We start from the raw sequence: 25,958 nt of genomic DNA, 5'->3' as shown, positions 1-25,958 counted from the left end.
GCCGCGCCTTCCTGAAAACCCGATTCCGTCGGAGGACAGCCTACGGGGCCGGGGCGGAAGCCTCAGCAGACCTCTTCGAGATCGCGCCACTCCCGGCTGTCCGGGCTGTCCGCGACCCAGCCGTCGAGGAGCCCCCGCACCAGGCCCGTCGGGGCCGCGATGCCGCACTCCCGCTCCGGGACCCACAGCTCGCCCTGCGAACGGTGGCCGAGCGGCCCGGGGTGCCCCGGCTCGCTGTGGTCGTGCGGGTCGGAGTGCTCGCCCTCGCCCTCGGCGCTCGGCATGCTCGACTCGGAGCAGGCGCGGCAGAGCAGGCGCACGGAGGACGACCAGTCCTCCGCGGCGAAACCGGCCTCGGCGGCAAGCTGCTCCAGGGCGTCCCGATCGGCCTCGGTGGCGGCCTCCAAGAGGACCACCCAGGTGGGGACCGGTGACGGCGCCCACAGTTCGATCTCGTCGAAGACCGGATAGGACGGACCGGCGGTGGTGGTCCGCTCGCCGTTCGGCACGCCGTCGTGCAGGACGACCTCTCCCCAACGGCGCCCGGAGGACGGCAGCGGGATGGAGAGGACCTCCATGCGGGCCGGGTCGAGCCGACGGCCCCACACGACCTCCGCCTCGCCCTCGGGCGAAAGCCGGACGGCGGCGCTGCCCAGCTCCATCCCGGCGGGCTCACCGGTGCCGGCTGCCGCCCCGGGGACCTTGAGGCCGTAGGCCTGCCAGGCCCGGCGGGCCAGCGGCCAGTCCTGGAGGGCGGTGGCGGCGATGCCCACGTTCCACCAGTCGGGGGCCCCGGTCTCCTTGTCGAGGAGCGCGACCGCACGGAGCCCGGCGGCCCGCGCCTGCTCCCAGTCGTGCCGGAACTTGTGCAGCAGCGCCAGGTTGAACCAGGACTCCGAGAGCCAGGGCTCCAGGTCCGCCGCCCGCGTCAGCAGTGCGCCCGCGTCCTCGTACCGGCCGTCGCCGATCAGCGTGAACGCGCGGTCGGTGGCCTGCCGCCACGAGGCGGAGGGCCGATGCCGTACCTTCCCGAAGATCTTCACGATTCCCGCCTGCCGGTCGCTTCACCCTCTTGTTCGCATCCAACCATGCCCGGTCGGGCGCGCGCTCATTACCCATGGGTTACCCAGGGGTCGCGGAGGTCACCCCAGGGGCTCCGCCACGTGCCAGGACCCTGGCCAGACACTCGACGACATCCGGGTGGTAATCGCGTGCGGTGCCGAGTCTGAGCCGTTCCAGGGCCCCGAGGGCGCTGCCCGCGTCCGCGCCCGCGAGGTCGTCGTAGGCGTTCACCGCACGGACGATCCGGGCGGCCCGCGGTTGCTCCCGGTAGGGATCGGCCTGCCGCTCCACGACGACGGCGACGGCCTCGGGCACCCCCGTCCTGCGGACCACCTCGCCGCCCAAGCGGGCGATCCGGCGCTGTTCCTCCACCGGCAGGCGGGCGGTGGCACCGCCCTCGACCGGGTCGACCAGGGACAGCTGTCCGATGTCGTGCATGAGTGCCGCGTGTTCGAGGACGGTCAGTTCGGCCCCCGAGAGGCCCAACTCCCGGCCGACCGCGGCGCTGAGGGCCGCGACCCGGTGGGCGTGGCCGGGTGGGGTGCAGCCGGCGATCTCCGTGGCACGGGCGAGGGAGGCGATGGTCTGCCGGTTGACGGTGCGGACGGCCGCATAGCGCCGGAAGGAGACCTGGGTGAGGAGGAGCGGGAGGGCGAGCACGGGCAGCGCCCACAGCCCGGCGGCGGCGACGCCGAGGGCCATGACGGCGCCGGTGGCACAGACGGCGGAGCCGATGCCGAGCAGGCAGCGGAGTTGGTCGACGAGGAGGGGGCCGTACGGGAATCCCGTGCGGGCACGGAGCAGCAGGGCGGCGAGGACCGCGTCGCACAGGGCGGTCAGGACGAGCAGCAGCACCAGGAAGAGGACGTAGCCAGGCCCCTGGCCGAGGTTCTCGACGACGGCGCCCGCGTTGTAGAGGGGTGGGAAGCAGAGCGCGGCGAAGCCGACGGTGAGGACGCGTCGGGCGAGGTGGTCGGGGTCGGGGCCCCGGCCCCGGGCCACGTGCGGGACGATCCCGGCGAGGCCGGCCGCGACGACGACGGCGACGGTCTGGAGGACCCCGTGGGTGGTGGCGGCGCCGGCGCTGGTGCCGAGCAGGGCGTACGCCAGGGCTCCGGCGGCGGCGAGCGGTGCCGGTTCGCGCTCTCCGGGGGCGGCCCCCCAGCGGACGAGCTCGCCGAGGGCGACGAGGGCGCCGAAGGCGAGTGCGTTGCCGGGCTCGTCGACGCCGTGCCAGAGGGTGCCGGCGAAGCCGACGAGGCCGAGGAGGAGCGCAGCCCCGTGCACCGTCGTGACGGTGACGGCCCCGGGTCTCATGTGCGCTCCCTGGGGTGTGTGGGCAGGGGTCCGCGGGGCGGGGGCACCTGTTCGGGCCGGGACGGGGAGGGCGAGGTCTCGTCGGCGGTGGTGGCGGGCTGCCAGCCGTGTCGGTCCAGGGCGCGGACCAGGGCGGCGACCATCCGGGGGTCGAAGTGGGTGCCGGCGCAGCGCTGCAGTTCGGCGACGGCCGTGGGAACGGGGCGGGCACGGCTGTAGGAGCGGGTGGAGGTCATGGCGTCGAAGGCGTCGGCGACGGCCACCACCCGGGCGAACTCGGGGATCTGCTCCCCCTGGAGCCCGTAGGGGTAGCCGTTGCCGTCCATGCGTTCGTGGTGGTGGAGGATCGCGGACCGCGCCTCGCCGAGGAAGCCGATGCCGCGGACCATCTCGTGGCCGTACTCCGGGTGCAGTTCGATGATCCGGCGTTCTTCCGCGGTGAGGGGCCCGTCCTTGCGGAGGACGCGGGTGGGGACGCCGAGTTTGCCCACGTCGTGCAGGATGCCGGCGAAGCGGACCACGTCGAGCCGGTCCTCGGGCATGCCGAGCTCGCGGGCGATCAGCACGGAGGCGTGTCCGACGCGTTCGCTGTGCCCGCGGGTGTAGTGGTCCTTGATGTCGACGGCCTGGACGAGGGCCCGGATGGTGGCCTGGTGGGCGGCGCGCTCGCGGTGGTACTGGGCGAAGACCCAGCAGGAGATGTACATCGGGAGGAGCACGAAGAGCGCGGCGAGGGGCCCGTAGGCACTGCGCCAGAGGACGGCCATCATCAGCCCGGCGAGTCCGTGCACGGTGTGCGGGGCGAGTGCCCGGCCGAGGAGGCCGCGCCAGGCGGTCCGCAGGGGCAGTCCGTCGGCGGTGGCGCGGATGCCGCCGTCGAGTGCGGTGAGGGCCAGGCAGAAGGCGAGCGCGGCGGCCCCCGCGGGCAGCAGCGCACGGGGCAGGTCGGGGGCGGCGGGCCCGTGGTCGAGGGCGGCGGGGCCGCCGAGCAGGACGGCGGTCCGGGCCGCGCCCCAGACGGCGAGGGCGGTGGAGGCGGCCCGCCAGGCGCGGCGCGGCGCGACGGGCGGCCGGTCGACGCGGGCCACGAGGCTGCCGGGAAGGGCGACGAGCGCGGCGGCGGCGGGCGGTAAGAGGAGCGCGGCGGCGAGCAGGACGGGGAAGAAGGAGCCGACGCCCATGGGGACGGATCCGCCGAGCGCACGGCCGACGAGCCGGCAGCGGGCCGGCAGCTCGCAGAGCGCGTACAACCCGGCGAGGAGCAGGACCGTGCTCCAGGGAACGGCGGCACCGGGGCGCAGTGCGGGCAGGACGCAGGCCCCGGCGCCGAGCAGGGCGCAGCCGATGTACACGCGGGCCGCTCGCGGAATGTCGTTCACGCCCATCACGGCTGTCACGCTAGCGAGCGGAACGGCTGGGGGTGGTGGGGTGCGGTCGATTCGCACCATCGGGTGATACAAGCTGAATATCTGCGCGAGGCCGTCGCGCACCCACCACGACGGCCTCGGGTCCCCGGTGCGGAAGGGGTACCGGGGAGTGCTGCTCCTGCGTGCGCGGGAGCGCTACTCCTGCGGGGCCGACGACACCGTCGGAGCGGTCTCCGCGACGTCCTGCGCCGCCTCCGTGACGTCCTGCTCGGGCACCAGGTGCCCGGCACGGATCAGGTCGATCCGGCCCATGACCTTCGCCCGCAGGTCGGTCGGGACGTCATCGCTGCCGCAGCAACGCTTGACGAGCTTCTTCACCGCCTGCTCCAGGCCGTACTTCTCCAGGCACGGGGAGCACTCCTCGAAGTGCACCTCGAACTTGGTGCAGTCACTGTCGGGCATCTCGTGGTCGAGGAACTCGTAGAGGTGGTCCAGGACCTCTGAGCAATCCGTCTCGTGCGGCTCTCCGCAGCTCATGAGCCCGAGCCTTTCAGATCGTTCGACGACTCTCCGGCGCCCGCGGGTACCAACCCGCGGTCGCGGGCGTAGTCCTCGAGCATGCCGCGCAGCTGGCGGCGGCCCCGGTGCAGTCGGGACATCACCGTACCGATGGGTGTCCCCATGATGTCCGCGATCTCCTTGTAGGCAAAGCCCTCTACATCGGCGAGATACACGGCGATGCGGAACTCCTCGGGAATCGCCTGGAGCGCTTCCTTCACGTCGGAGTCAGGAAGGTGGTCGAGGGCCTGGGACTCGGCGGAGCGCAGGCCGGTCGACATGTGCGACTCGGCACGGGCGAGCTGCCAGTCCTCGATCTCCTCGGCAGCGCTGCGCTGGGGCTCGCGCTGCTTCTTGCGGTACGAGTTGATGAAGGTGTTGGTGAGGATGCGGTACAGCCACGCCTTCAGGTTCGTCCCCTCGCGGAACTGGTGGAAGGACCCGTACGCCTTGGCGTAGGTCTCCTGCACCAGGTCCTCCGCGTCCGCGGGGTTCCGCGTCATGCGGAGCGCGGCCGAGTACATCTGGTCGAGGAAGCCGAGGGCGTCCCGCTCGAAGCGCGCGTTGCGCTCCTCGGTCGTCTCCTCGGGGCCGTCGTCGGTCCCTGTGTCGGTCCCAGTGACCGGACCCACCTCCTCCAGCGCGGCGGCGAGTCCGAGGGCGGACCCGCTCGTTTCGGAGGATAGACGAGGAACCGCTCCGCCCGCCGCCCGAACGGGGGTGGCCTTGGGGGCGGGCAGCACTGTCCAGTCGAGGTCAGCGGCCTGCGCGCGCTCCGGGCAGATGGTCGAACCCATGCGACGGACTCCCTCTTGGTTGCTCTCACACCGACGCTCTGCACAACAGCGGCCCCCCACTCGGCATTCCCGGCCCGCGGCACGCTCCGCAACACGGCCCGGGACGCGGTGCGAAAGGCGGTGCGGAAGGGGGTGCGGAAGGGGGTCAGCGCAGGGCGGCGATCCACCCGGTGACGCCCTCGACGAGGCTGGCGAGGGCCTCGTCCTGGGTCAGCGGCGCGCGCTTGGGGACGGCGAAGCCGTGGTCGGCGTACGGAACCTCCACCAACTCGTGGGCACCGTCCGGGTACTCCGCGGGCCGCCCGAACGGGTCGTTGCCGCCCTGCACGACGAGGGTGGGCAGTCCGGTGGCGGAGAGCTCCTCGGCCCGCGAGCGCTCCGGCTTGCCCGGCGGGTGGAGCGGGAAGGCGAGCGCGAGGACGGCGCGCGCACCGAGCTCCCGACCGGTGCGGCAGACCACTCGGGCGCCGGCGCTGCGCCCGCCGGCGATCACCGGGAGGCCGGGCTTCGCCAGGACCGGCCAGAGGCCGCGCCAAGCGGAGTCGAGGGTCTTCGGCGCCGGCGCGACCTTCTTGCCGGCGACCCGCCAGGGCTGCTCGACGAGGGCGACGGTCACGCCGCGCGGGGGCAGCGCAGCGGCCAGCGCCTGGAGGTCGCGGGCCTCGACGCCGCCGCCGGCGCCGTGCCCGAGGGCGAGGACGGCCCACGGCTCCGTACCCGCGTGCCAGGTGATGCGTGCCTCGCCGGCATCGGTGGAAACGGTCTCGTACTGTGTCACGTCCCCATCCTGCCGCTCCGCCGGGCCGAAGGCGCAGAGCTCCGCCGGCCCGAAGGCTCAGAAGAGGGTGCCGACTTCCGGGCCGTCCAGTTCCGTCAGGAGTTCGGGGCCGTTGTTGCGCACGTTGCTGACGGCCGTCACCACGGGATAGGCCCGCATCAGGCCGCCCGGCGGCGGGGCGAGCAGCCCGCGCAGCTCCTCGGGATCGGTGCGCGCCGGATCGAGCCAGGCGTCCCAGCGGTCCTCGGTCAGCATCAGCGGCATCCGCGGGTGGATGTCGGCCAGTGAGCGCGGTCCCTCGGCAGGGGCGACGCCGAGCGGTCCGGTCTCGGCCTCGGTGGTGATCACCGAGCAGGTCGCCCACCAGGCGGAGGGGTGCTCCGGCGGGAGGGTCCCGTCGCGCCAGAACTCGTAGAGCCCGGCCATCGCGAAGACGGAGCCGTCCGCCGGGGTCACGAAGTAGGGCTGCTTCCGGGGCCGCTTCTTCTTCCCCTCGACCTCCAGGTCGCGCTCCGCGGCACCGGTCACCCACTCGTAGTACCCGTCGGCGGGCAGGACGCAGCGGCGCGACCGGAAGGCGCGCTTGAAGGAGGGCTTCTCGTGGACGGTCTCCGCACGGGCGTTGATCATCCGGGCCGCTCCCTCCGGTGACTTCGCCCAGGAGGGCACGAGTCCCCATTTCAAGGCGCGCAGCTGGCGAACCGGCCGGGAAGGATCCGCGTCTTTCACGGGACGTTCCAGAACGGCCCAGACCTCTTTGGTGGGAGCCACGTTCCAGTCCGGAGCCAGGGTCTCCGCCGGATCCCACTTCTCGACCCCGAAGAGGCTGACCAGGTCCTCGGGCCGTCGACTCGATGCATACCGTCCGCACATACGTGCCACACTGCCACGATCCCCGAGCTTCCGAGGAGCGGCCCGAAACATGGACCTCTTCAGCACGCAGGCCGCCCCCGCCGCGTGGGTGGCGATCGCCACCTGCGTCGCCGCCCTCGCCGTCACGGTGCCCCGTCGCGTCTGGCTCCTGGCCCGCAACGCGATCACCATCGCCCACGAGGGCGGCCACGGGCTCGTCGCCCTCGCGACCGGGCGCCGCCTGGAAGCGATCCGACTGCATTCGGACACCAGCGGACTCACGGTGAGCCGGGGCCGCCCGACCGGAATGGGCGTGGTCCTCACCCTCGCCGCCGGTTATCCCGCGGCCCCGCTGCTCGGCCTGGGCGGCGCCGCCCTGCTGGGCACCCGCCACGTCACGCTGCTGTTGTGGCTGGCCACCGCACTGCTGCTGGCGATGTTGGTGATGGTCCGCAATGCGTACGGGATCCTCACGGTCCTGCTCACCGGCGCCACCTTCCTCCTGGTCTCCTGGCTGACCCCGCCCGACGTCCAGTCGGTCTTCGCGTACGCGGTGGTGTGGTTCCTGCTCCTCGGCGGGGTCCGCCCGGCCTTCGAACTCCAGGCGAAGCGACGGCACGGCGGCACCCCCGACTCCGACGCGGACCAACTGGCGCGGCTCACCCACGTGCACCCCGGGGTGTGGCTCTTCTTCTTCCACGCCGTCTCGATCTGCTCCCTGATCGGCGGCGGGCGCTGGCTCCTGGGTTTCTGACTCCCCCGTACAGTGAGTCCATGACCGCAGCAGCTTCCGCGCACACCGACCCGCCCACCGACCTCTGGCCCGCTCCGTACGCGCGCGGCGCCGTCGACGCGACCGTCACCGTGCCCGGTTCGAAGTCGGTCACCAACCGCGCCCTGGTCCTCGCCGCGCTCGCCGGCGAGCCGGGCTGGCTGCGGCGTCCGCTCCGTTCCCGCGACACCCTGCTGATGGCGGAGGCGCTCCGCACCCTCGGCACGAAGATCGAGGAGGGCGTGGGCCCCGACGGAACCGGCGAGGCCTGGCGGATCATCCCCGCCCCGCTGCGCGGCCCCGCGACCGTGGACGTCGGCAACGCCGGCACGGTGATGCGCTTCCTGCCCCCGGTCGCGGCGCTCGCCGACGGCCCGGTCCGCTTCGACGGCGACCCCCGGTCCCACGAGCGTCCGCTGCACGGGGTGATCGACGCGCTGCGTGCGCTCGGCACCCGGATCGACGACGACGGCCGGGGCGCCCTGCCCATGACCGTGCTCGGCGGCGGCGGCGTGGAGGGCGGCACCGTCGAGATCGACGCCTCTTCCTCCTCCCAGTTCGTGAGCGCGCTGCTGCTCTCCGCGCCCCGTTTCAACCAGGGCGTCGAGGTGCGGCACGTGGGGTCCCGACTCCCCTCGATGCCGCACATCCGGATGACGGTCGACATGCTGCGCGCGGTGGGTGCGCAGGTCGACGAGCCGGAGCACGGCGGTGCCCCCGACGTGTGGCGGATCGCCCCGTCGGCCTTGCGCGGCCGGGACCTGGTGGTCGAACCCGACCTGTCGAACGCCCAACCGTTCCTGGCTGCCGCGCTGGTGACCGGCGGCCGGGTGACGATCCCGGACTGGCCGGAGCGGACCACCCAACCGGGGGACGAGCTGCGTCGGATCTTCACCGAGATGGGTGGCTCCTGCGAGCTGACCGCGGAGGGCCTGACCTTCACCGGCACGGGCCGCATCCACGGCATCGACGTGGACCTCGGCGAGGTCGGGGAGCTGACCCCCGGCATCGCGGCGGTCGCGGCCCTCGCCGATTCGCCCTCCACCCTGCGCGGGGTCGCCCATCTGCGACTGCACGAGACGGACCGGCTCGCGGCGCTCACCAAGGAGATCAACGAGCTGGGCGGTGACGTGACCGAGACGGAGGACGGTCTGCACATCCGCCCCCGCCCGCTGCACGGCGGCGTCTTCCACACGTACCACGACCACCGGATGGCCACTGCGGGCGCCGTCATCGGTCTCGCGGTCGAGGGCGTGGAGATCGAGGACGTGGCGACGACGGCGAAGACCTTGCCCGACTTCCCGACGATGTGGACCGAAATGCTCGGGGTCTGAACCATGCGGCGCTACGGCAAGCACACCGACGAGGACGACATCCGCCAGCGGCCCAACCGCAAGGGCACCCGTCCCCGCACCAGCATCCGTCCGAAGCACGAGGACGCCGTCGAGGGCATGGTCCTGACGGTCGACCGGGGGCGGCTCACCTGTCTGGTCGAGGACCGGACCGTGACCGCGATGAAGGCCCGCGAGCTGGGCCGCAAGGCCGCCGTCGTCGGTGACCGGGTCTCCCTGGTCGGCGACCTCTCCGGCGAGAGGGACACCCTGGCCCGGATCGTACGGATCGGCGAGCGCAGCTCCGTGCTCCGCCGCACGGCCGATGACGACGACCCGTACGAGCGGGTGGTCGTCGCCAATGCCGACCAGCTGGCGATCGTCACCGCGCTCGCCGACCCCGAGCCGCGACCGCGGCTGATCGACCGTTGTCTGGTGGCGGCCTACGACGGCGGTCTCGAACCCTTCCTGGTGATGACGAAGTCGGACCTGGCGCCGTCCTCGACGCTCCTGGACCTCTACGGGGACCTGGACATCCCGCACGTCGTGGTGAACCGCGAAGAGCTGTACGACGGCGGAGCGGCGGACCGGGTCAGGGAGTTCCTGGACGGTCGGGTCACGGCCTTCGTCGGACATTCCGGGGTGGGGAAGACGACCCTGGTCAACGCCTTGGTGCCGGAGGAACGCCGGCGCATCACGGGTCATGTGAACGCCGTGACGGGCCGTGGCCGGCACACCACGACCTCGGCCCTCGCGCTGCCGCTCGACGAGGTGGACGGCTGGGTCATCGACACCCCCGGCGTGCGGTCCTTCGGCCTCCACCACGTCGATCCGTCGCGGGTCATCCACGCCTTCCCGGACCTGGAACCGGGCACGGAGAACTGCCCCCGCGCCTGCAGCCACGACGAGCCGGACTGCGCACTCGACGCGTACGTGGCGGAGGGCCGTGCCGATCCCGCGCGGCTCTTCTCGCTGCGTCGACTGCTGGCCACCCGGGAGCGGCACGAGGGCGACTGACCCATCGGTGTTTGCGCCTGCTCGCCACCGGTAAGTGCATAATCGCACCAAGTGCGACGAAGCGGTCACCGATGGCGTGGGAGGCACTGACGATGGCGTGGCTGCTGGTGGTGATCGCCGGAATCCTGGAAACCGGGTTCGCGGTCTGCCTGAAGCTCTCGCACGGATTCACCCGGCTGTGGCCGACGATCGCCTTCGCGACCTTCGCCCTGGGGAGCTTCGGGCTCCTCACGCTGGCACTGCGGAAGCTGGACGTCGGCCCCGCGTACGCGGTCTGGACGGGAATCGGCGCGGCCGGGACGGCGATCTACGGAATGATCTTCCTCGGCGACGTGGTCTCCACGCTCAAGATCGTCTCCATCAGTCTGGTGATCGTGGGGGTGATCGGGCTCCAGCTCTCCGGTTCGGCGCACTGAGGGTCGATCGGCAGGGCCGGTGCGACGACGTGTCCCAGGGCGAGCCGGACGGCGAGTTCACAGGGGGCGGCCCACCGTTCACCGGCGCAGGCCGCGACCTCCGCGACGAGTTCGCCCGGAGCGGGCGGCCCGGCGTCGGCACGCCGTTGGGCGGGCACGGGGGCGGGCCGGGCGCCGGGCCGGACGGGCCGGGGGCGGGGCAGCCGCTCGTCCCAGGCGCCGGTGAGCAGCGCCCGCAGCACCGGACGGACGGCGGCGCGGGCGACGATCCACTCGGCGACGGCGACGAGCTTGCGCTCGGGCGGGCCGGGGGCGACGAGCAGGCCCCGGACGCCGCGGAGGTAGTCGTCGGCCTCCCTCCGCGCCAGGGCGCGGGCCAGTCCCTCCTTGGAGCCGAACTCGTTGTAGAGGGTCTGCCGGGAGACCCGGGCGGCGGCGGCGAGGTCGACCATCCGCACGGCGGCCCAGGAGCGGTGTGTGAGTGCGGCGAGCGCGGCATCGAGCAGGGCCTCGCGTGCGTTCGCCATCCTCACCTCCGGGAAGGAAGGGTTCTCCGCCCAGCGTCGGCAGGTGCCGACACCCTGTCAAGGGGCCGCCGTGGACGGTTCTCCGCCCGTTCCCGACTCGGGGATAGAGTGCCGACCATGGCCGACTACCACGATGATCTGCGTCTCGCCCACGTCCTCGCGGATGCCGCCGACGCGGCCACCATGGACCGATTCCAGGCGCTCGACCTCAAGGTCGAGACCAAGCCGGACATGACTCCGGTGAGCGAGGCCGACAAGGCGGCCGAGGAGCTGATCCGAGGACAGCTCCAGCGCGCCAGGCCCCGTGACGCGATCCTGGGCGAGGAGTACGGCGTCGAGGGCTCGGGGCCGCGGAGGTGGGTGATCGACCCGATCGACGGCACGAAGAACTACGTGCGCGGGGTGCCGGTCTGGGCAACCCTGATCGCGCTGATGGAGGCCGGGGAGAGCGGGTTCCAGCCGGTGGTGGGCGTGGTGTCCGCCCCGGCGCTCGGCCGTCGCTGGTGGGCGGCGAAGGGACTGGGGGCGTACACGGGCCGCAGCCTGGCCGCGGCGAGCCGCATCGGCGTGTCGAAGGTGGGCCGCCTGGCAGACGCCTCCTTCGCGTACTCCTCGCTGAGCGGCTGGGAGGAACGGGGGCGCCTCAACAGCTTCCTGGACCTCACCCGCGCCTGCTGGCGGACCCGGGCGTACGGCGACTTCTGGCCGTACATGATGGTCGCGGAGGGTTCCGTCGACATCTGCGCGGAACCGGAGCTGTCCCTCTGGGACATGGCCGCGGTGGCGATCGTGGTCCAGGAGGCCGGCGGCACGTACACGGGCCTGGACGGTCGACACGGCCCGCACAGCGGCAACGCCGCCGCGTCGAACGGCCTGCTCCACGGCGAACTGCTGAGCTATCTGAACCAGGAGGGCTGAGCGCGCCGCCGCACCACCCGAGCGCGCCTCGCACGCCCCCTTGTCGTCCCCCCTTCCCGGTGCCACTCTGAGGATCCCCCCACTTGTGAACTTGTGAAGCCGTTCTCGTTGAAGGCGGGAAGGGCTCACCCAAGGAGGTGGCTCCGTCCATGCTCGTCCGTGACGCCATGAGCACGGTGGTCCTCACCATCGGCCCCACCCACACCCTCCGACAGGCGGCCCGGCTGATGGCGGCGCGGCGCGTCGGCGCCGCCATCGTCCTCGATGCCGACGCCGGCGGGCTCGGCATCCTCACCGAGCGCGACGTCCTCAATTCCCTCGCCCGGGAACAGGACCCCGACCGGGAGGCCGCGGGCTCCCACACCACCCGTGACGTCGTCTTCGCCGCACCCACCTGGACCTTGCTGGAGGCCGCCGAGGCCATGACGCGGGGCGGCTTCCGCCACCTGATCGTCCTCGACGACCAGGGCCCGGTCGGCATCGTCTCCGTGCGCGACATCATCCGCTGCTGGATACCCGTGCACAGCATCGCCGGGTGAAGGGCGCCGGATCGGTCCGCACCCGCCCGGGAACCCGGCCGGTGCGAGCACCGGATCCATTCTGGACAAGATCCAAAACCGACTCGATTCCAAGGTCACACCCGTTCGGGGTCCGCTTGCCCCGACTGTTAGGCTGGCCCCCATGAGTGACCTGCTGGAACGCCTGCGCGGACGCGGTTGGCGCATGACCGCGCAGCGGCGTGTCGTCGCCGAGGTCCTCGACGGGGACCACGTCCACCTCACCGCCGACGAGGTCCACGCCCGCGCAGCGGCGAGGCTGCCCGAGATCTCCCGCGCGACCGTCTACAACACGCTGGGCGAAATGGTCACCCTCGGCGAGGTCATCGAGGTCGCGACCGACGGGCGCGCCAAGCGGTACGACCCCAACGCCCACCGTCCCCACCAGCACCTGGTCTGCGGCCAGTGCGGTGCGATCCGCGACGTGCACCCGGCCGGCGATCCACTGGCGGACCTCCCGGCCGCCGAGCGCTTCGGCTTCACGATCTCGAACGTCGAGGTGACCTACCGGGGCATCTGCCCGAACTGCGCGGGTACCGCCTGACCGGCAACTGCGCGGGTACCGCCTGACCGGCGCCCGCGCACACCCCGCCCCTCCGGGGCACGTCGGTGTCCGAGGAGGGGCGCCCCCCACCGCCCGATCGGTGCGACGGGGCGCGGAGGCCGTCCCCACAAGGGTGGCGGGCACGATCCCGGGACCACAACGACGGCCGGGATCATGGGCGACGGCCACGCGGGCCCCACCAACCGACTCAGGCCGAACCGGCACGACTGCGCAGTTCCGCAAGGCGGCGCAGCGCGGTCTGGCGCTCGCCCTGGAACCGTCCGACGCGGGCCTGGGTGAGGGCGGTCCAGTGGTCGACCGCCTGCCCGGCACGGTCGAGCGCTTCGCCTAAGCGGCCCCCGGCGGCCAGTTCGTCCCGCTGACGGTCGGCCTCCTCCGCCTGCCCCAACAGCACCTGGACGGGGTCCTCGGTCGACGCCGGGGCGACCTCGGCACGGGCGGCCAGTCGACGGCGGCGCGCAGCGCCGGCATAGCCGGCCAGGGCGACCAAGCCGCCCGTGAGGGCACCGGAAACGAGCTTCAGCATCAGATCATCCATGGCCGCAGTATGGACCCGCGAGCGGTTGTTTTGGAGATTGATTCTAGAAAAATATTCGAGTCGTTTACCTCTGCCTATACTCCCCCCATGGCAAAGCAGTCCCGTGGCGAGGCCACCGTCGAACGCCTCCTGTCCGCGGCACTGGAGGTGTTCGCCACGTCCGGACAGTCCGGGTTCACCGTCCAGGCGGTGACGAAGACGAGCGGGGTCAGCCTCGGCAGCCTGTACCACCACTTCGGCAGCTTCAACGGCTTGGCGGCGGCCCTGTACGGCCACTGCCTGCACGAGACGTACACGGCGGCCCTCGCCCCCCTCGACCGGGCCCGGACCGCCCGCACCGGCATTCGGGCGTTCGTGACCACGTACCTGCGCTTCATCCGGGACAACCCGGCCGTGGCCCGCTACTTGCACGGCTCGGCGTACTCCAGCTATCTGGCCGTCGACGCCGACCGGGCCCGGGGCGTCGAACCGGAGCACTTCCCCCGGGTGGCCGATCACCTCGGGCGTTGGGTCGACTCGGGCGAGATCGCCCGAGTCCCCGGCCCGCTCCTGGAGGTCCTGGTCGTCGGCCCGGTCGCGGTGGCCGCCCACCGCTGGCTGGCCGCTCCGGAGGACATCGACCTCGGCCAGGCCGCCCGGGTCCTGTCGGAGCGCATCTGGGCGTCCGTCCGGGCCGACTAGAACGCGTCCCCGGCCGGCGGCCCCGGCCGCCGCGCCGGTGGAGCGGCGGGTCGCGCTCGACCACGCCATCAGGGCCCGGATCCTAAGGATCCGGGCCCTGATGGCGTGGTAGCGGGGACAGGATTTGAACCTGCGACCTCTGGGTTATGAGCCCAGCGAGCTACCGAGCTGCTCCACCCCGCGTCGGTGAACATGACTTTACGGGACCCCCGTCACCAGCGCAAATCCGTGAACGCGGGAACCACTGCTATGCGGTCAGCTCCTGGTGGAGCGCCTCGCTCAGCCGGGCCGCCCGCTCGGCGACCTCCGCCGGCCCCAGCTCCACCGCGCGGTCGCACCAGCGACGCCCCTCCGCGAGCTCGCCGCGCCGCGCCGCGAGCAGCGCCAGCCTGAGCGCGGCCCGGCCGTGACCGGCCCGGGCCGCCCGGGTCCACCAGAGGGCGGCCTCCCGCTCGCTGCCCTCGCGGGCGAGCAGCAGTCCGAGGTTGAAGGCCCCGTTGCGACTACCGGCTTCGGCGGCCTCGCGGTACCAGCGGTCGGCCTCCGCCAGGTCGCCACGCCCGGCGGCGAGCATCCCGACCCGCACTTGGGCACGGCGGTGGCCCTGCTGAGCAGCCCGTTCGTACCACTCCTCGCACTCGGACTTCTCCTCGCGGGGCGCGCCCAGTACGGCGGGACCCGGCTCGGGGCGGCGCGCGTCGAGCACCGAGGCCAGCCGGAAGGCGGCCTCGGCGCTGCCACCGCCGGCCGCGCACCTCAGGTGCCGCTCGGCGGTCTGCTCGTCGCCGTCCCGCAGGGCGGCGATGCCGACCTGGAGGGCGGCTTCGGTGTGCCCGGCCGCGGCTGCCCGCTCGTACCAGACGAGGGCCGTGCGGTCGTCGCCGCGGCCGGCGTGGAGGATGCCCAGGTTGAAGGCGGCGTCCACGCTGCCGGCCTCGGCCGCCTTGGAGAACCAGGGCTCGGCACCGTTGGCGTCACCGGCCTGGAGGAGCAGCACGGCGAGCGCGTTGGCCGCCTCGCGGTGGCCCGCGTAGGCGGCGCGCCGGTACCACTGCTCGGCCTGGGGGATCCGGTCCTGGGCGGCGCAGAGCAGCCCGAGGTTGTAGGCACCGTTGATGTCGCCGGCGTCCATGGCGGCCCGGTACCAGCGCTCGGCGGTCTGCTGCTCGCCCCGGGCCGCGTGCAGGGCGCCGAGCGCATTGGCGGCGTTGCCGTCGCCGTCCTGGGCGGCCCGCAGCCACCACACGGCGGCGCTCTCCTGGTCGCCGGCGTCGCGCAGCAGGAAGCCGAGCGCACAGGCCGCCTTCGCCTCGCCCTCCTTGGCGGAGCTCAGGTACCAGCGGCCGGCCTCCTTCAGGTCGCCGCGGTGCTCCAGGATGGCGCCCAGGTGGAACGCCGCCCGTCGGTGACCGCGCGCGGCGGCCTGCCGGAACCACTGCTCGGCCTCGGTCGCGTCGCCCACGGGTGCGCCGACGGCACGGTCGGGAGCCACGGGACTCGCCACGGCGACGCCGGAGTGCGCGGCGGCGAGGACGCCGGGGGCCCGCAGCCGGGCACCGGTCTCGTGCGGGCCGCGAGTGGTCTCGGCGACGCGGCGCTCCAGGGAGAGGGCGAGGCGGAAAGCGGCCTCGCGGTGGCCCTGTTCCGCGGCGGCACGCAGCCAGCGCTCGGCACCGACGTCACTGCGGTGCTCCAGCAGGTCGGCGAGGGCGTAAGCGCCGAGGGCGTGCCCCTGCTCCGCGGCCTGGCGCAGCCAGTACTCGGCGGCCGGTTCGTCGCCCCGCTCGCGGTGGTGCCGGCCGAGGGCGTGGGCAGCGGGTGCGGACCCGGCAACGGCTGCGACCCGCCACCAGCCGGCGGCCTCGTCGGCATAGCCGCGCTGGTGCAGCAGGACGCCCAGGTTGTTGGCCGCGGCGCGGTCCCCCTCGGCGGTGGCGCCGCGCAGATAGGGCTCGGCGCCGTCGAGGTCGCCACGGCGCAGCAGAAGGGCGCCGAGGGCGCTCATCGAGGCGACGTCACCCTGCTCGGCGGCGCGCCGATGACGGGCCTCGGTCTCGGTCTCCGTGTCGGCATCGGCCTCGGCGGTGGTGTCGGCGACCGCACGGGCGGCTCCGACTGCCTCAATGATCTCGTCCGCGGCATTCCTGGCATGCCGCTGCACAAACCGCCCTGTCTCCAACAGAGTTGCCCTGTCCCCCATAAATACCATCGTCGCACCACCCGCAACCCGAGCACACCTGGTATACCGCAGCCAGTGAGGTCACTCAGCGTTTTGTCGACATGCCCACAGAGAGACAAGTCAAACACGACTCACGCCAACTCGCCCCCTGCCTACCGCTCTTCAGCACCCCCCGGCACGTCGACACACGACAAGGGCCCGGATCCCTATGGATCCGGGCCCTTGCCCTCTGAGTAGCGGGGACAGGATTTGAACCTGCGACCTCTGGGTTATGAGCCCAGCGAGCTACCGAGCTGCTCCACCCCGCGTCGGTGAAACCACAGTATCACGACGCTGAGTGGAAAAATCCGGAAAGCCTCAGGTCAGCTGCCTGATCCCCCCGTCTTGAGCTTCGCCCCGGCGTCCGCGGCCCGCTGCAGCGCCGTCTGGAGGTCCTCCTGGGCCTTGCCGTAGGCGGTCCAGTCACCCTTCTGCAGGGCGGCCTCGCCCGCGTCGTACGCCTTCTGGGCGTCGGCGATGGCCTGCTGCAACGCGGCATCGTTCGAGGCCGGCGGCTGGGTCGTGCCGGGCGGCTCCGTGGTCCCCGGCGGAGTCGTCGGCATGCTGGGCGCCTCCACCCCGAAGACCGCGTTGAGCGCCTTGGTGAGGTTGTCCTCGAAGACCGTGGTGTCCTTGGTCGTGTCACCGTCCGGCTGGTCCGCGTCCACGTACGACACCGCGACCTTCTTCAGGAGCGGGTAGAGCGCGTTGCGTCCCTGGGCGTACACCGGCTCCACGTACAGGAACCCGCCGTCGAGCGGCACCGTCAGCAGGTTGCCGTACTGGATGTCCGAGTCGGCGCCCTTCATGTCGCGGACGAACTGGGCCACGGACGGCAGACCGTTGAGCTTGCTCTGCACCTGGGCCGGGCCGGGCACGTCCTCGGTGACCCTCAGCAGTCTCATCCGGCCGTACTCCTTGCTGGTGGCGTCGGCGTCGACCGCCATGAAGCCGCCCAGGTTGGGCCGCCCGTTCGGCGTGAACGTCGTCGTCAGCGAGAAGCGCTGGGTGGTGTCCCCGGGCATCTTCATGCTCAGGTAGTACGGCGGGACCGCATTGCCGTCCTTGTTGGTCGGGTCGTCCGGAACCTGCCAGGCGTCCGAGCCGCTGTAGAACTGCGCCGGGTCGGTGACGTGGTAGCGGGTGAGCAGCTCGCGCTGGACCTTGAACATGTCCTGCGGGTAGCGCAGGTGCGCCATCAGGTCGGCCTTGATGGCGGACTTCGGCATGACGGTGTCCGGGAAGGCCTTCATCCAGGTCTTGAGGACCGGGTCCTGGGTGTCCCACTGGTAGAGGGTCACCGTGCCGTCGTAGGCGTCGACGGTCGCCTTGACCGAGTTGCGGATGTAGTTGACCTGGTTCTGCTGGGCGACGACCGCTCGCTGCTGGTTGCCGACGGTCAGCGAGTCGGCCGTGGTGTCGCCGAGCGTGGTGCGCGAGGCGTACGGGTAGCCGTTGGTGGTCGTGTACGCGTCGATGATCCACTGGATCCGGCCGTCAACGACCGCCGGGTAGGCGTCGCCGTCGATGGTCAGCCAGGGCGCGACGGCCTCGACGCGCTCCTTGGGCGTGCGGTTGTAGAGGATCCGCGAGCCGTCGCCGATGGCTCCCGAGTAGAGGATCTGCGGCTCGCTGAAGGCCACCGCGTATGCCGCCCGGTTGAAGGCGTTGGAGAGGCTGACTCCGCTCTTCTCCTTGTAGCTGGTGGTCTTCTCGCCGTTCTCCTCGTAGTCGAGCTCCTTCTGCGGGCCGCCCACGATCGAGTACTGGTCGGTCTTCTCGCCGTAGTAGATCCGCTGCTCGTACGTCCCCAGGGAACCGGTCGTCGGCAGCCCGGACTCGGTGAAGACCGGGGAGCCGTTGGCGTCCGTCTGGGTGCCCGCAGCCATGATCGCGCCGTAGCCGTGGGTGTAGGTGAAGTGGTCGTTGATCCAGTTCCGCTTCGGGATGCCCTTGATGTTGAGCTCACGCAGGCCGACGACGGTGTCCTGGCCGTTGTAGCGGTCCACGTCCAAGGTCGTCGGGAACTGGTAGTACTTCCGCTTCTGCTCCAGCTGCTGGAAGGTCGGCGACACGATGTTCGGGTCGAGGAGGCGGTAGCTGGCCGCCGTGTCGGCGTCCGTCCGCAGCGTCTCCTTGGCCTTGACCGACGACTTGCCCGAGTAGTTCTCGGGCTTCGTGCTGTCGATCGCGTAAGCCTTCCGGGTCGCGTCGATGTTCTTCTGGATGTAGGGCGCTTCCTTGGCCTGCTCGTTCGGCTGGACCTGGAACTTCTGCACGATCGCCGGGTACAGGCCGCCGATCAGGATCGCCGACAGCACCATCAGGCCGAAGCCGATCACCGGCAGCTGCCAGGTGCGGCGCCAGAGCGTCGCGAAGAACAGCAGGGCGCAGATCACGGCGATGCAGAAGAGGATCGTCTTGGCCGGCAGGTACGCGTTGGCGTCGACGTAGCGCAGGCCCGTCCAGTTGCCGGTGGCCTTGAAGTCGCTGGACTTCACGGCCAGGCCGTACCGGTCGAGCCAGTACGCGACGGCCTTGAGCGCGACGAAGAGGCCGAGCAGCACGGAGAGGTGGCCGGTGGCCGCAGCCGTGGCGCGCGCGCCCGGGCTGGTGATCCGCAGCCCGCCGTACAGGTAGTGCGTGAGCGCGGCGGCGATCAGCGACAGGACGGCGGCGGCGAAGCCGAACGCGAGCAGGAAGCGGTACCAGGGCAGGTCGAAGGCGTAGAACGACACGTCGAGCCCGAACTGCGGGTCCTTCTGGCCGAACCGGACCCCGTTGACCCACATCAGCCAGGTGCGCCACTGGCCGGCGGCGGAGGCGCCGGCGATCAGGGCGACCAGGGCGGCGACCGCGAGCAGTACCCACTTCTTGAACGGGGCCAGCCCCATCCGGTACCGGTCGAGGCTCTGCTGCTCCAGGGACATCGCGCTGAGCGGCGGTCGCAGCCGGTGTGCCAGCCAGATGTTGAAGCCGACGGCGAGTCCCATGAGGAGACCGAACACGGCGAAGAGGCCGATCTTGGTCCACAGGGTGGTGGTGAACACGGACGTGTATGCGACCGAGCGGTACCAGAGCCAGTCCGTCCAGAACCCGGCGAACATCACGAACGCCATGGCCAGCACGGCCAGCACCCCGAGCGTCATGAGCAGGGTGCGGGCCCGCCGGGACGGCCGACCGACTCTCATCCGTGGTCCGGACGGACCTTGGCCACGGTCCGGCATCTGGAAAGCCAACGTGCGCCCCTCGAAGTTGATGCGTCTGGAAGCAGGCCCCGCGATGGTAGAGCCCACTGATGCAACTTACTGAGGCTTTACCTAGTTCCCGACTTCCGGGGAAGAGGAGGCAGGATATTGCTCATGTCCAACCTTTCTCCCTCCGGCCCGGCGATGGCCGCGAGCCCCCTCACCCGTGCGGTGCTCGAGATCGACGAGTACGCGTCGGGCCTCGGCTGGGACCAGCCCGCCCGCCTGTTCGCCCTGGTCGACACCGCGCGCCTGCGCGCCCAGGAACCCCGGCTCGCCTCCCAGCTCGGTCTGGGCGACGACGCCACCGCCTACACCCCGATCGAGCAGGACAAGCTGCCGCGCGGCAAACCGCTCGACGAGTTCCTCGGCACGGTCGCCTGGCCCGATGCCGTGGCCGGCTGTGCCCTGACGGTGGAGCGGCTGATGCTGCCGCCGTCGGCCGAGGCACAGGTGCCGCAGGGGCTGAACGAGAAGCAGCTCGCCAAGTGGGTCGCCGCGCATCCGGACCGCCAGGAGGTCCGGATGACCGTGGCGGTGCTGCGGAACGGCACGCGCGAGGCGGCGATCCGGTTGCGCGAGAAGGACGTCGCGACCGAGGTGCTGACCGGCCCCGACCTGGTGCCGGGCCTGGCCGAGGCGCTTTCGGCGACCTTCGAGGGCTGACTGCGCGACGCAGTGGGACGCCCGGCCGGTGACCGGGCGCCCCACTGCCCGCTCGATGCGGGCGCTCAGCCCTTCGCGCAGCCGGGGAGCGAGGCCGTGTCGCCCTTGCGCAGCTTCTCCAGCGACTTCGTGGCGTCGTCGATGGTATCCACCTTGACCAGGGTGAGGCCGTCGGGAGTGTCGGCCGCCGCCGCCTCGCAGTTGTCCGCAGGAGTGAGGAAGTACTCGGCGCCCGCGTTCCGCGCGCCGACCAGCTTCATCTCGATGCCGCCGATCGGACCGACCTGCCCCTTGTCGTCGATCGTGCCGGTACCGGCGATGAAGCGACCTCCGGTGAGGCTGTCCGGGGTGAGCTTGTCGACGATGCCGAGGGCGAACATCAGACCGGCACTGGGGCCACCGACGTCGGCGAGCTTGATGTCGATCGTGAACGGAAAGACGTGATCGGTGCCTGCCTGGATGCCGACGACGGCCCGGTCGCCCTCCTGGGAGGTGGTGGTCGTGATGACGACCTTCCGGGTGACGGTGGCCTCCTCGTGGGCCTTCTCTGCGGCAGCCGCCTCCTTGGCCGGGACGATCGTGAACTCCACGTCCTGACCGGGCTTCCGCTTCGTCACCTGCTTGGCGACGTCGCCCGGCTCCTTGACCGGCACGCCGTCGACGGCCCTGACGACGTCCCCGGCGTGCAGCTTCCCCTCGGCCGGGGAGTCCTTGACGACGGTGGCGACGACGACCCGGGAGACCACCGGGATGTCGAGCTCGCCGAGGGCCGCGACCTTGGCGCTCTCCTGGGACTGGCTGAACTCCTCGGCGTTCTCCTGGCTCGACTCCTCCTCGGTCTTGCCGTCCGGATAGAGGGTGTCGTGCGGCACCACCACGGTGTCGTGGGTCAGCCACCCGTAAACGGCCTCGACGGCGTTCATCTTGTAGTCCGCACTGGTGACGCGGACCGTCGTCATGTTGAGGTGGCCGTCGGTCGGGAACGTCTCGTGACCCGAGATGTGGAGCACCGGCTCCCCCCTGGCCTCGCCGAGGGTGTTGACCGTGGGACCGGGACTCATCTTCGCGTACGGCACCGGGATCAGTACGCCCGCGATGAGCAGGCAGATCAGGACCAGGGTGGAGGCGAGCATCGTCGCGGTGCGGCGTGGCATGGAACGACAGTACGGGACCCGCCTATGGGTGCACCCCCGGGGCAGTCCGTACGAGGGCGGCCCGACTCAGCCGGACGGCGAGGTGGTGACGGCGGGGGTCGTGGCGGCCGGTTCGCGCTCGACGCGAGCGGAATCGGCGGTCGTGGCGTGGGAGCGCTCCATGGCGTCCCGGAAACGGGCGTAGCCGGCGAGTTCGGCCACGTCACCTATGGTCTTGTTCCTCGAAGCCCAGCTTCCCCATATCGCCGCGCCGACGACTGCGAAAAGCGGAATCAGCAACCAGGCCAGCGCTGCCATCCCGACCTCCCATCCCCAGTGAGTTGATCAGCAGACCGTACATCTGTGACCTCAACGCTCCCGCCTGGGGTCCGGTTACGCAAATCGGGCGTTCGGCTACGCCCCGTCGGCGCGTCGCCTTGCCGTCCCGGGGGTCGTCCCGCACACGGCAGCGGGTCGGCGCGCGGCCTCGGAGGCGCTGCACCACGGGGCAGGGGGGCGTCCTCGTACCGGGCACGATCGAATCGCCCGACCGGGTGCATGCGGACGGGCCGACCGGGCGGCGAGGCGCCGCGGCCGTCGTGGTGCGCCCGGCGGGGCGTGCGGGACGGCCCTCAGCAGGCGCCCACCCACTCCTCGGTGCCGTCCGAGAACTTCTGGTGCTTCCAGATGGGGACCTCGTGCTTGAGGTCGTCGATGAGCTTCCGACACGCTTCGAAGGCATCGCCCCGGTGCGGACAGGAGACGGCGACGACGACCGCGAGGTCACCGACGCGCAGGTCGCCCACCCGGTGGACGGCGGCCAGGGCGCGGACGGGGTGGTTGGCGACGACCTTCTCGGCGACCCTGCGCAGCTCCACCTCGGCGGTCGGGTGGCAGGAGTAACCCAGTGCGTCGACGTCCGCGCCGCCGTCGTGGTTGCGCACGGTGCCCACGAAGAGGGTGGTGCCGCCGGCGGCGTCGTCACCGACGGCCCGGAAGACCTCGTCGACCGAGAGCGGGGTGTCACGGATCGCGAGCAGCTTGATCGGGTCGTCCGCGGCCTGCTCGCCGGGGTGGTCGTGCGTCTGCGCCATGGGCCCATCGTGCCGCACGGCACCGACATCCGGTAAGGGGCCTTTCGCCCGGCGGACCGGCCCCGTGCTAGGAGGGTCCTACAAGCCCGCCCCGCGGCAACGCGCCGCCGGCTGCGGGACGGGGAGGCGGCACGGTCCGCGCGGCGCGCCCGGGGCGCCCCCACGGGTCCCGCCCGCGCCCGGCCTCCGGGCCGACGGGGCTCCTTCGGGAAAGCGTCTAGAGGCCGCGCCGCTTGCGCATCTGGCGCACCAGGGCCGCCGTACCGAGCAGCGCGACCGTCGCACCGGCCGCACCGGCCGCGGTCGCGTCCTTGCGGCCCAGGCGACGACCGGCGACGGTGTGGCGGCCCTCGACCTCCTCCAGGAGCGCGGCGAGGACCTCCTCGTTCGTCCACTTGGGGCGCCAACCGGCGTCGTGCAGCCGACCGACGCTCACCACCCAGGGGTGCATGGTGTAGGCGAGGTCGCCCGCCGGGGAGGGGGTGAGTCCGATCCGGTGGAGGCGAGCCGCGGTGCCGAGGGCGACCGCGGACGGCAGCTCCATGCGCCGGATCCCGGAGAGCTCTTCCACCTCCTCCTGCTCCAGCCACCCCTCGCAGCCGACCGCGAACTCCCCGTCGACCTTTTCGAGGGCCGCGTACTCCAGGGCGCTGACCAGGTCCTCGACGTGGCAGAACTGCCAGGTGGGCCGGGAGCCGGCGACGACGAGCAGCCGGGGGGACTCGAAGTAGCGGGTCAGCGCCGTGTCGGTGCCGCCCACCAGGACGGCGGGGCGGACGATCGTGACGTTGAGACCGGGGTGGGCGCGGGGGGCACGGCGGCCGAGCCGTTCGATCTCCAGCATGTCGCCGACGCCGGTGGCCTCCGCCGTCGCCCTGAGTTCGGCGTCCTCGGAGAGCGGGATGTCGTTGTCGGGGAGGGCCCCGTAGACCATCGCGGAGGTGCAGAGCACCACCCGGTGCACCCCGGCCGCCGCGGCAGCGGTCAGGACGGTCTGGGTGCCGCGCACGTTGTAGGCCGTCCGGGCGGCGGCGTCGGTCTCCAGGTCGAGGTCGACGGCGAGGTGCACGACGACGTCCGCGCCGCGCAGCTTCTCGGCGATGGCCGGGTCGCGCACGTCGAGGACGTGCCACTGCGCTTCGGGGACCTCGCCCCGGCGCTCGTCGATGGCGATCACGCGCCGGACCTCGTCGGAGCCGGCGAGGCGTCTGATCAGCAGGTCGCCGACGCCGGAAGCGGCTCCGGTGACCGCGACGACGGGGCCTCGCGCGGCGGACCGGGTTGAGTGGTTTCGCGCTCCGCGAACCTGTGGATCTGGGGAACTCACCGGGCGTCTCCAGCGGTTGTCTTCAGTACGGACGCGCGTGACGCGTACGGACCAGGTGTCGTCCATCCTGCCGCAGGGCACGGCTCGGCGGAGCACCGAGCCCATTTCCGGCCCGGATGTCTACGCTGGTGGTGTGCAGGGCCCGTCTGGACGGGGCCCTGGTCGGGCAGTCGCCGTCGGCAGGAGGCCGGCGGCCCTACGAGCCGAGGAAACCCGTGAGTGACACCCCATTCGGATTCGGCCTTCCGCCGGAGGAGCCGGAGAACGGCGACGAGGGCAAGAAGAAGGACCCCGCTGGAGGTGGCCAGGGGTCCGGTGGCAACCCGTTCGGTGCGAACCCGTTCGGCTTCGGCGCGCTGCCGGGCATGGGCGGCCCCGGCGGGGCGGACAACCCTTTCGCCGCGATGTTCGGCTCCCTGAACCCCAATGACCTCGGGGCGGCCTTCCAGCAGCTCGGACAGATGCTGAGCTACGAGGGCGGTCCCGTCAACTGGGACATGGCCAAGCAGATCGCCCGCCAGGTGGTGGCCCAGGGCACCCCCGACGGCATCAAGGACACGAGCGTGGGCCCGGCCGAGAAGTCCGCGGTCGAGGAGGCCCTGCGGCTGGCCGACCTGTGGCTGGACCAGGTCACCTCGCTGCCCGCGGGCGCGGGCACGGCCGTGGCCTGGAGCCGCGCGGAGTGGGTCGAGGCGACGCTGCCGGCGTGGCAGCAGCTCGTCGACCCGGTCGCCGAGCGGGTCGGCTCGGCGATGGGCGACGTCCTGCCGGAGGAGATGCAGGCCATGGCGGGCCCGCTGATCGGCATGATGCGCTCCATGGGCGGTGCCATGTTCGGTCAGCAGATCGGGCAGGCCGTCGGCGCGCTGGCGGGCGAGGTCGTCGGTTCGACCGACGTCGGCCTGCCGCTGGGCCCGGCCGGGCGCGCCGCGCTGCTGCCGCTGAACGTCGAGGCCTTCGGCAAGGACCTGGGCGTGCCCTCGGACGAGGTGCGGCTCTACCTGGCGCTGCGCGAGGCCGCGCACCAGCGCCTCTTCACGCACGTGCCGTGGCTGCGGGCCCATCTCTTCGGCGCCGTCGAGGGGTACGCGCGCGGCATCAAGGTCGACACCTCCAAGTTGGAAGAGGCGGTGGGTCAGCTCGACCCGACGCACCCGGAGCAGCTGCAGGAAGCGCTCCAGCAGGGCATGTTCCAGCCGCAGGACACCCCGGAGCAGAAGGCGGCCCTGGCCCGTCTGGAGACGGCGCTCGCGCTGGTCGAGGGATGGGTGGACGCGGTGGTCCACGAGGCCGCCAAGTCGCGGCTGACCTCGGCGGACGCGCTGCGCGAGACGCTGCGCCGGCGTCGGGCGACGGGGGGTCCGGCCGAGCAGACCTTCGCGACGCTCATCGGTCTGGAGCTGCGCCCGCGCCGACTGCGGGACGCGGCGCGCCTGTGGGCCTCGCTCACGGACGCGCGCGGGGTGGACGGCCGGGACGGCCTGTGGGAGCACCCGGACATGCTGCCGACGGCGACCGACCTGGACGACCCCGACGGTTTCGTGCACCGCGAGCACCTCGACTTCTCCGAGCTGGACAAGATGCTCGGCGAGGCGGCCAGGGGCGAGACCCCGGAGGACGGGGACGCCGAGAAGTGAGGCTGCACGACGACGCGGTCCTCGTCCTCCAGGGGTACGAGGGCCAGCCCGAGCTGCGCGAGCTGTACCTGGAGCACCTGGCGGCGCGTCCGGACGGCATGTACAAGCCGTGCACGGGCGCCCACGTCACGGCGAGCGCCCTGGTGGTCGACCCGACGCGCGGCCGGGTGCTGCTCACCCTGCACCGGAAGCTGAACATGTGGCTGCAGATGGGGGGGCACTGCGAGGAGCACGACGCCACGCTGGCCGCGGCGGCGCTGCGTGAGGGAGTGGAGGAGTCCGGCATCGACCGGCTGGCGCTGTTGCCGGGCGGGCCGGTCCGATTGGACCGGCACGAGACGCCCTGCGCCTGGCACCTCGACGTGCAGTACGCGGCGGTGGCACCGGCGGACGCGGTGGAGCGGATCAGCGAGGAGTCGCTGGACCTGCGCTGGTTCGCGTACGACGAGGTGGGGTCCGTGGCGGACGCCTCGGTGGTGCGGCTGGTGGAGGACACGCTGGCCCGCCTGTGAGGCGGAGCGACGGTGGAGGGCGGGGGCCCCCGGGGGGGCGGGGGGACCGCCCCCCCCCCGGTACTGGCGC

At 72.2% G+C, this 25,958-nt stretch carries 26 protein-coding genes and 2 tRNA genes; 11 read left to right on the top strand and 17 right to left on the bottom strand.

Annotated features, from left to right (window positions below; all coding sequences use genetic code 11):
* Positions 1 to 62: 62 nt before the first annotated feature.
* The 7 genes from ACFW22_RS29985 to ACFW22_RS29955 form a co-directional block, all read right to left on the bottom strand.
* The gene (locus ACFW22_RS29985) at positions 63 to 1,043 is read right to left on the bottom strand and encodes a tetratricopeptide repeat protein (protein WP_386410505.1); all 981 of its coding nucleotides are present in this window, start codon (positions 1,041 to 1,043) and stop codon (positions 63 to 65) included.
* A gap of 79 nt (positions 1,044 to 1,122) precedes the next feature.
* Positions 1,123 to 2,379: an HD-GYP domain-containing protein gene (locus ACFW22_RS29980; protein WP_386410502.1), complete on the bottom strand. Its 1,257-nt coding sequence runs from the start codon at positions 2,377 to 2,379 to the stop codon at positions 1,123 to 1,125.
* The gene (locus ACFW22_RS29975) at positions 2,376 to 3,758 is read right to left on the bottom strand and encodes an HD-GYP domain-containing protein (protein ID WP_386410547.1); all 1,383 of its coding nucleotides are present in this window, start codon (positions 3,756 to 3,758) and stop codon (positions 2,376 to 2,378) included. The genes ACFW22_RS29980 and ACFW22_RS29975 overlap by 4 nt, the downstream gene beginning before the upstream one ends.
* Positions 3,759 to 3,941: 183 nt before the next feature.
* Complete coding sequence (gene rsrA, locus ACFW22_RS29970) at positions 3,942 to 4,283, bottom strand: mycothiol system anti-sigma-R factor (protein ID WP_386410499.1); 342 nt, start codon at positions 4,281 to 4,283, stop codon at positions 3,942 to 3,944.
* Positions 4,280 to 4,936, bottom strand: a complete 657-nt coding sequence (locus ACFW22_RS29965; RefSeq protein WP_187282890.1) for a sigma-70 family RNA polymerase sigma factor — start codon at positions 4,934 to 4,936, stop codon at positions 4,280 to 4,282. The genes rsrA and ACFW22_RS29965 overlap by 4 nt, the downstream gene beginning before the upstream one ends.
* A gap of 310 nt (positions 4,937 to 5,246) precedes the next feature.
* The gene (locus ACFW22_RS29960) at positions 5,247 to 5,879 is read right to left on the bottom strand and encodes an alpha/beta family hydrolase (protein WP_386410497.1); all 633 of its coding nucleotides are present in this window, start codon (positions 5,877 to 5,879) and stop codon (positions 5,247 to 5,249) included.
* Positions 5,880 to 5,936: 57 nt separating this feature from the next.
* Entirely contained in the window at positions 5,937 to 6,752 is an 816-nt protein-coding gene (locus ACFW22_RS29955) for an SOS response-associated peptidase (RefSeq protein WP_386410494.1), read from the bottom strand.
* A gap of 49 nt (positions 6,753 to 6,801) precedes the next feature.
* Here ACFW22_RS29955 and ACFW22_RS29950 point away from each other — a divergent pair, with 49 nt between their 5' ends.
* The 4 genes from ACFW22_RS29950 (at position 6,802) to ACFW22_RS29935 (ending at position 10,267) form a co-directional block, all read left to right on the top strand.
* Entirely contained in the window at positions 6,802 to 7,485 is a 684-nt protein-coding gene (locus ACFW22_RS29950) for a M50 family metallopeptidase (protein ID WP_384883186.1), read from the top strand.
* Between the two features lie 20 nt (positions 7,486 to 7,505).
* Complete coding sequence (aroA, locus tag ACFW22_RS29945; protein ID WP_386410490.1) at positions 7,506 to 8,837, top strand: 3-phosphoshikimate 1-carboxyvinyltransferase; 1,332 nt, start codon at positions 7,506 to 7,508, stop codon at positions 8,835 to 8,837.
* 3 nt (positions 8,838 to 8,840) lie between these two features.
* On the top strand, positions 8,841 to 9,851 hold the full coding sequence (gene rsgA / locus ACFW22_RS29940) for a ribosome small subunit-dependent GTPase A (protein WP_386410487.1): 1,011 nt from the start codon (positions 8,841 to 8,843) through the stop codon (positions 9,849 to 9,851).
* 92 nt (positions 9,852 to 9,943) lie between these two features.
* On the top strand, positions 9,944 to 10,267 hold the full coding sequence (locus ACFW22_RS29935; protein ID WP_386410544.1) for a DMT family transporter: 324 nt from the start codon (positions 9,944 to 9,946) through the stop codon (positions 10,265 to 10,267).
* Here the strand turns inward: ACFW22_RS29935 and ACFW22_RS29930 are convergent.
* On the bottom strand, positions 10,159 to 10,794 hold the full coding sequence (locus ACFW22_RS29930; RefSeq protein ID WP_386410484.1) for a TetR/AcrR family transcriptional regulator: 636 nt from the start codon (positions 10,792 to 10,794) through the stop codon (positions 10,159 to 10,161). The two genes, ACFW22_RS29935 and ACFW22_RS29930, sit on opposite strands and share 109 nt — an antisense overlap.
* 117 nt (positions 10,795 to 10,911) lie before the next feature.
* Here ACFW22_RS29930 and hisN point away from each other — a divergent pair, with 117 nt between their 5' ends.
* The 3 genes from hisN to ACFW22_RS29915 all read left to right on the top strand — a co-directional run bounded on the left by hisN (position 10,912) and on the right by ACFW22_RS29915 (position 12,813).
* The gene (hisN, locus tag ACFW22_RS29925; RefSeq protein ID WP_386410481.1) at positions 10,912 to 11,712 is read left to right on the top strand and encodes a histidinol-phosphatase; all 801 of its coding nucleotides are present in this window, start codon (positions 10,912 to 10,914) and stop codon (positions 11,710 to 11,712) included.
* Positions 11,713 to 11,861: 149 nt separating this feature from the next.
* Positions 11,862 to 12,251 (top strand): cyclic nucleotide-binding/CBS domain-containing protein, encoded by a 390-nt coding sequence (locus ACFW22_RS29920; RefSeq protein WP_386410479.1) that lies wholly within the window; start codon positions 11,862 to 11,864, stop codon positions 12,249 to 12,251.
* Between the two features lie 142 nt (positions 12,252 to 12,393).
* Positions 12,394 to 12,813, top strand: a complete 420-nt coding sequence (locus ACFW22_RS29915; RefSeq protein ID WP_386410476.1) for a Fur family transcriptional regulator — start codon at positions 12,394 to 12,396, stop codon at positions 12,811 to 12,813.
* Between the two features lie 208 nt (positions 12,814 to 13,021).
* Here the strand turns inward: ACFW22_RS29915 and ACFW22_RS29910 are convergent, their stop codons facing one another.
* On the bottom strand, positions 13,022 to 13,372 hold the full coding sequence (locus ACFW22_RS29910) for a hypothetical protein (protein ID WP_386410473.1): 351 nt from the start codon (positions 13,370 to 13,372) through the stop codon (positions 13,022 to 13,024).
* Between the two features lie 87 nt (positions 13,373 to 13,459).
* On the opposite strand from ACFW22_RS29910, the gene ACFW22_RS29905 reads away from it, so the two are divergent.
* Positions 13,460 to 14,053, top strand: coding sequence for a TetR/AcrR family transcriptional regulator (locus ACFW22_RS29905; protein WP_386410470.1), 594 nt, complete (start codon positions 13,460 to 13,462; stop codon positions 14,051 to 14,053).
* A gap of 106 nt (positions 14,054 to 14,159) precedes the next feature.
* On the opposite strand, the gene ACFW22_RS29900 is transcribed toward ACFW22_RS29905, so the two are convergent.
* The 4 genes from ACFW22_RS29900 to ACFW22_RS29885 form a co-directional block, all read right to left on the bottom strand.
* Positions 14,160 to 14,236 (bottom strand) — tRNA-Met (locus ACFW22_RS29900).
* Positions 14,237 to 14,300: 64 nt separating this feature from the next.
* Entirely contained in the window at positions 14,301 to 16,262 is a 1,962-nt protein-coding gene (locus ACFW22_RS29895; protein WP_386410468.1) for a sel1 repeat family protein, read from the bottom strand.
* A gap of 204 nt (positions 16,263 to 16,466) precedes the next feature.
* Positions 16,467 to 16,540, bottom strand: a tRNA-Met gene (locus ACFW22_RS29890).
* A 54-nt stretch (positions 16,541 to 16,594) separates the two neighbouring features.
* Positions 16,595 to 19,498 carry a UPF0182 family protein gene (locus ACFW22_RS29885; protein WP_386410465.1) on the bottom strand — a complete coding sequence of 968 codons (2,904 nt, stop codon included), beginning with the start codon at positions 19,496 to 19,498 and terminating at the stop codon, positions 16,595 to 16,597.
* 135 nt (positions 19,499 to 19,633) lie between these two features.
* Between ACFW22_RS29885 and ACFW22_RS29880 the strand changes: the two genes are divergently transcribed.
* On the top strand, positions 19,634 to 20,185 hold the full coding sequence (locus ACFW22_RS29880) for a PPA1309 family protein (protein WP_386410462.1): 552 nt from the start codon (positions 19,634 to 19,636) through the stop codon (positions 20,183 to 20,185).
* Positions 20,186 to 20,250: 65 nt separating this feature from the next.
* On the opposite strand, the gene ACFW22_RS29875 is transcribed toward ACFW22_RS29880, so the two are convergent.
* The 4 genes from ACFW22_RS29875 to ACFW22_RS29860 form a co-directional block, all read right to left on the bottom strand.
* Positions 20,251 to 21,339, bottom strand: coding sequence for a PDZ domain-containing protein (locus ACFW22_RS29875; protein WP_386410459.1), 1,089 nt, complete (start codon positions 21,337 to 21,339; stop codon positions 20,251 to 20,253).
* 66 nt (positions 21,340 to 21,405) lie between these two features.
* Positions 21,406 to 21,636 carry a hypothetical protein gene (locus ACFW22_RS29870; RefSeq protein ID WP_386410559.1) on the bottom strand — a complete coding sequence of 77 codons (231 nt, stop codon included), beginning with the start codon at positions 21,634 to 21,636 and terminating at the stop codon, positions 21,406 to 21,408.
* 314 nt (positions 21,637 to 21,950) lie between these two features.
* Positions 21,951 to 22,412: a molybdenum cofactor biosynthesis protein MoaE gene (locus ACFW22_RS29865; RefSeq protein WP_386410457.1), complete on the bottom strand. Its 462-nt coding sequence runs from the start codon at positions 22,410 to 22,412 to the stop codon at positions 21,951 to 21,953.
* 217 nt (positions 22,413 to 22,629) lie between these two features.
* Entirely contained in the window at positions 22,630 to 23,739 is a 1,110-nt protein-coding gene (locus ACFW22_RS29860) for an SDR family oxidoreductase (RefSeq protein WP_386410454.1), read from the bottom strand.
* A gap of 215 nt (positions 23,740 to 23,954) precedes the next feature.
* Between ACFW22_RS29860 and ACFW22_RS29855 the strand changes: the two genes are divergently transcribed.
* A complete protein-coding gene (locus tag ACFW22_RS29855; RefSeq protein ID WP_386410451.1) occupies positions 23,955 to 25,376 on the top strand; it encodes a zinc-dependent metalloprotease in 1,422 nt (473 codons plus the stop codon).
* Positions 25,373 to 25,888: an NUDIX hydrolase gene (locus tag ACFW22_RS29850; RefSeq protein ID WP_386410448.1), complete on the top strand. Its 516-nt coding sequence runs from the start codon at positions 25,373 to 25,375 to the stop codon at positions 25,886 to 25,888. Before ACFW22_RS29855 ends, ACFW22_RS29850 begins: the two co-directional genes overlap by 4 nt.
* The last annotated feature ends 70 nt before the right edge of the window (positions 25,889 to 25,958 follow it).

It is taken from the genome of Streptomyces sp. NPDC058872 (assembly GCF_042743065.1).
Classification (GTDB): Bacteria; Actinomycetota; Actinomycetes; order Streptomycetales; family Streptomycetaceae; genus Streptomyces.
Note: the sequence above shows the minus strand (reverse complement) of the source record. Positions and strands in the feature narration are given on the sequence as shown.

Coding starts and splice junctions, on each gene's coding strand:
- ACFW22_RS29980 (WP_386410502.1), bottom strand. CDS start 2,379: ATGAGACCCGGGGCCGTCACCGTCACGACGGTGCACGGGGCTGCGCTC.
- rsrA (WP_386410499.1), bottom strand. CDS start 4,283: ATGAGCTGCGGAGAGCCGCACGAGACGGATTGCTCAGAGGTCCTGGAC.
- ACFW22_RS29955 (WP_386410494.1), bottom strand. CDS start 6,752: ATGTGCGGACGGTATGCATCGAGTCGACGGCCCGAGGACCTGGTCAGC.
- ACFW22_RS29950 (WP_384883186.1), top strand. CDS start 6,802: ATGGACCTCTTCAGCACGCAGGCCGCCCCCGCCGCGTGGGTGGCGATC.
- aroA (WP_386410490.1), top strand. CDS start 7,506: ATGACCGCAGCAGCTTCCGCGCACACCGACCCGCCCACCGACCTCTGG.
- rsgA (WP_386410487.1), top strand. CDS start 8,841: ATGCGGCGCTACGGCAAGCACACCGACGAGGACGACATCCGCCAGCGG.
- ACFW22_RS29935 (WP_386410544.1), top strand. CDS start 9,944: ATGGCGTGGCTGCTGGTGGTGATCGCCGGAATCCTGGAAACCGGGTTC.
- ACFW22_RS29930 (WP_386410484.1), bottom strand. CDS start 10,794: ATGGCGAACGCACGCGAGGCCCTGCTCGATGCCGCGCTCGCCGCACTC.
- hisN (WP_386410481.1), top strand. CDS start 10,912: ATGGCCGACTACCACGATGATCTGCGTCTCGCCCACGTCCTCGCGGAT.
- ACFW22_RS29920 (WP_386410479.1), top strand. CDS start 11,862: ATGCTCGTCCGTGACGCCATGAGCACGGTGGTCCTCACCATCGGCCCC.
- ACFW22_RS29915 (WP_386410476.1), top strand. CDS start 12,394: ATGAGTGACCTGCTGGAACGCCTGCGCGGACGCGGTTGGCGCATGACC.
- ACFW22_RS29910 (WP_386410473.1), bottom strand. CDS start 13,372: ATGGATGATCTGATGCTGAAGCTCGTTTCCGGTGCCCTCACGGGCGGC.
- ACFW22_RS29905 (WP_386410470.1), top strand. CDS start 13,460: ATGGCAAAGCAGTCCCGTGGCGAGGCCACCGTCGAACGCCTCCTGTCC.
- ACFW22_RS29895 (WP_386410468.1), bottom strand. CDS start 16,262: ATGGTATTTATGGGGGACAGGGCAACTCTGTTGGAGACAGGGCGGTTT.
- ACFW22_RS29885 (WP_386410465.1), bottom strand. CDS start 19,498: ATGCCGGACCGTGGCCAAGGTCCGTCCGGACCACGGATGAGAGTCGGT.
- ACFW22_RS29880 (WP_386410462.1), top strand. CDS start 19,634: ATGTCCAACCTTTCTCCCTCCGGCCCGGCGATGGCCGCGAGCCCCCTC.
- ACFW22_RS29875 (WP_386410459.1), bottom strand. CDS start 21,339: ATGCCACGCCGCACCGCGACGATGCTCGCCTCCACCCTGGTCCTGATC.
- ACFW22_RS29870 (WP_386410559.1), bottom strand. CDS start 21,636: ATGGCAGCGCTGGCCTGGTTGCTGATTCCGCTTTTCGCAGTCGTCGGC.
- ACFW22_RS29865 (WP_386410457.1), bottom strand. CDS start 22,412: ATGGCGCAGACGCACGACCACCCCGGCGAGCAGGCCGCGGACGACCCG.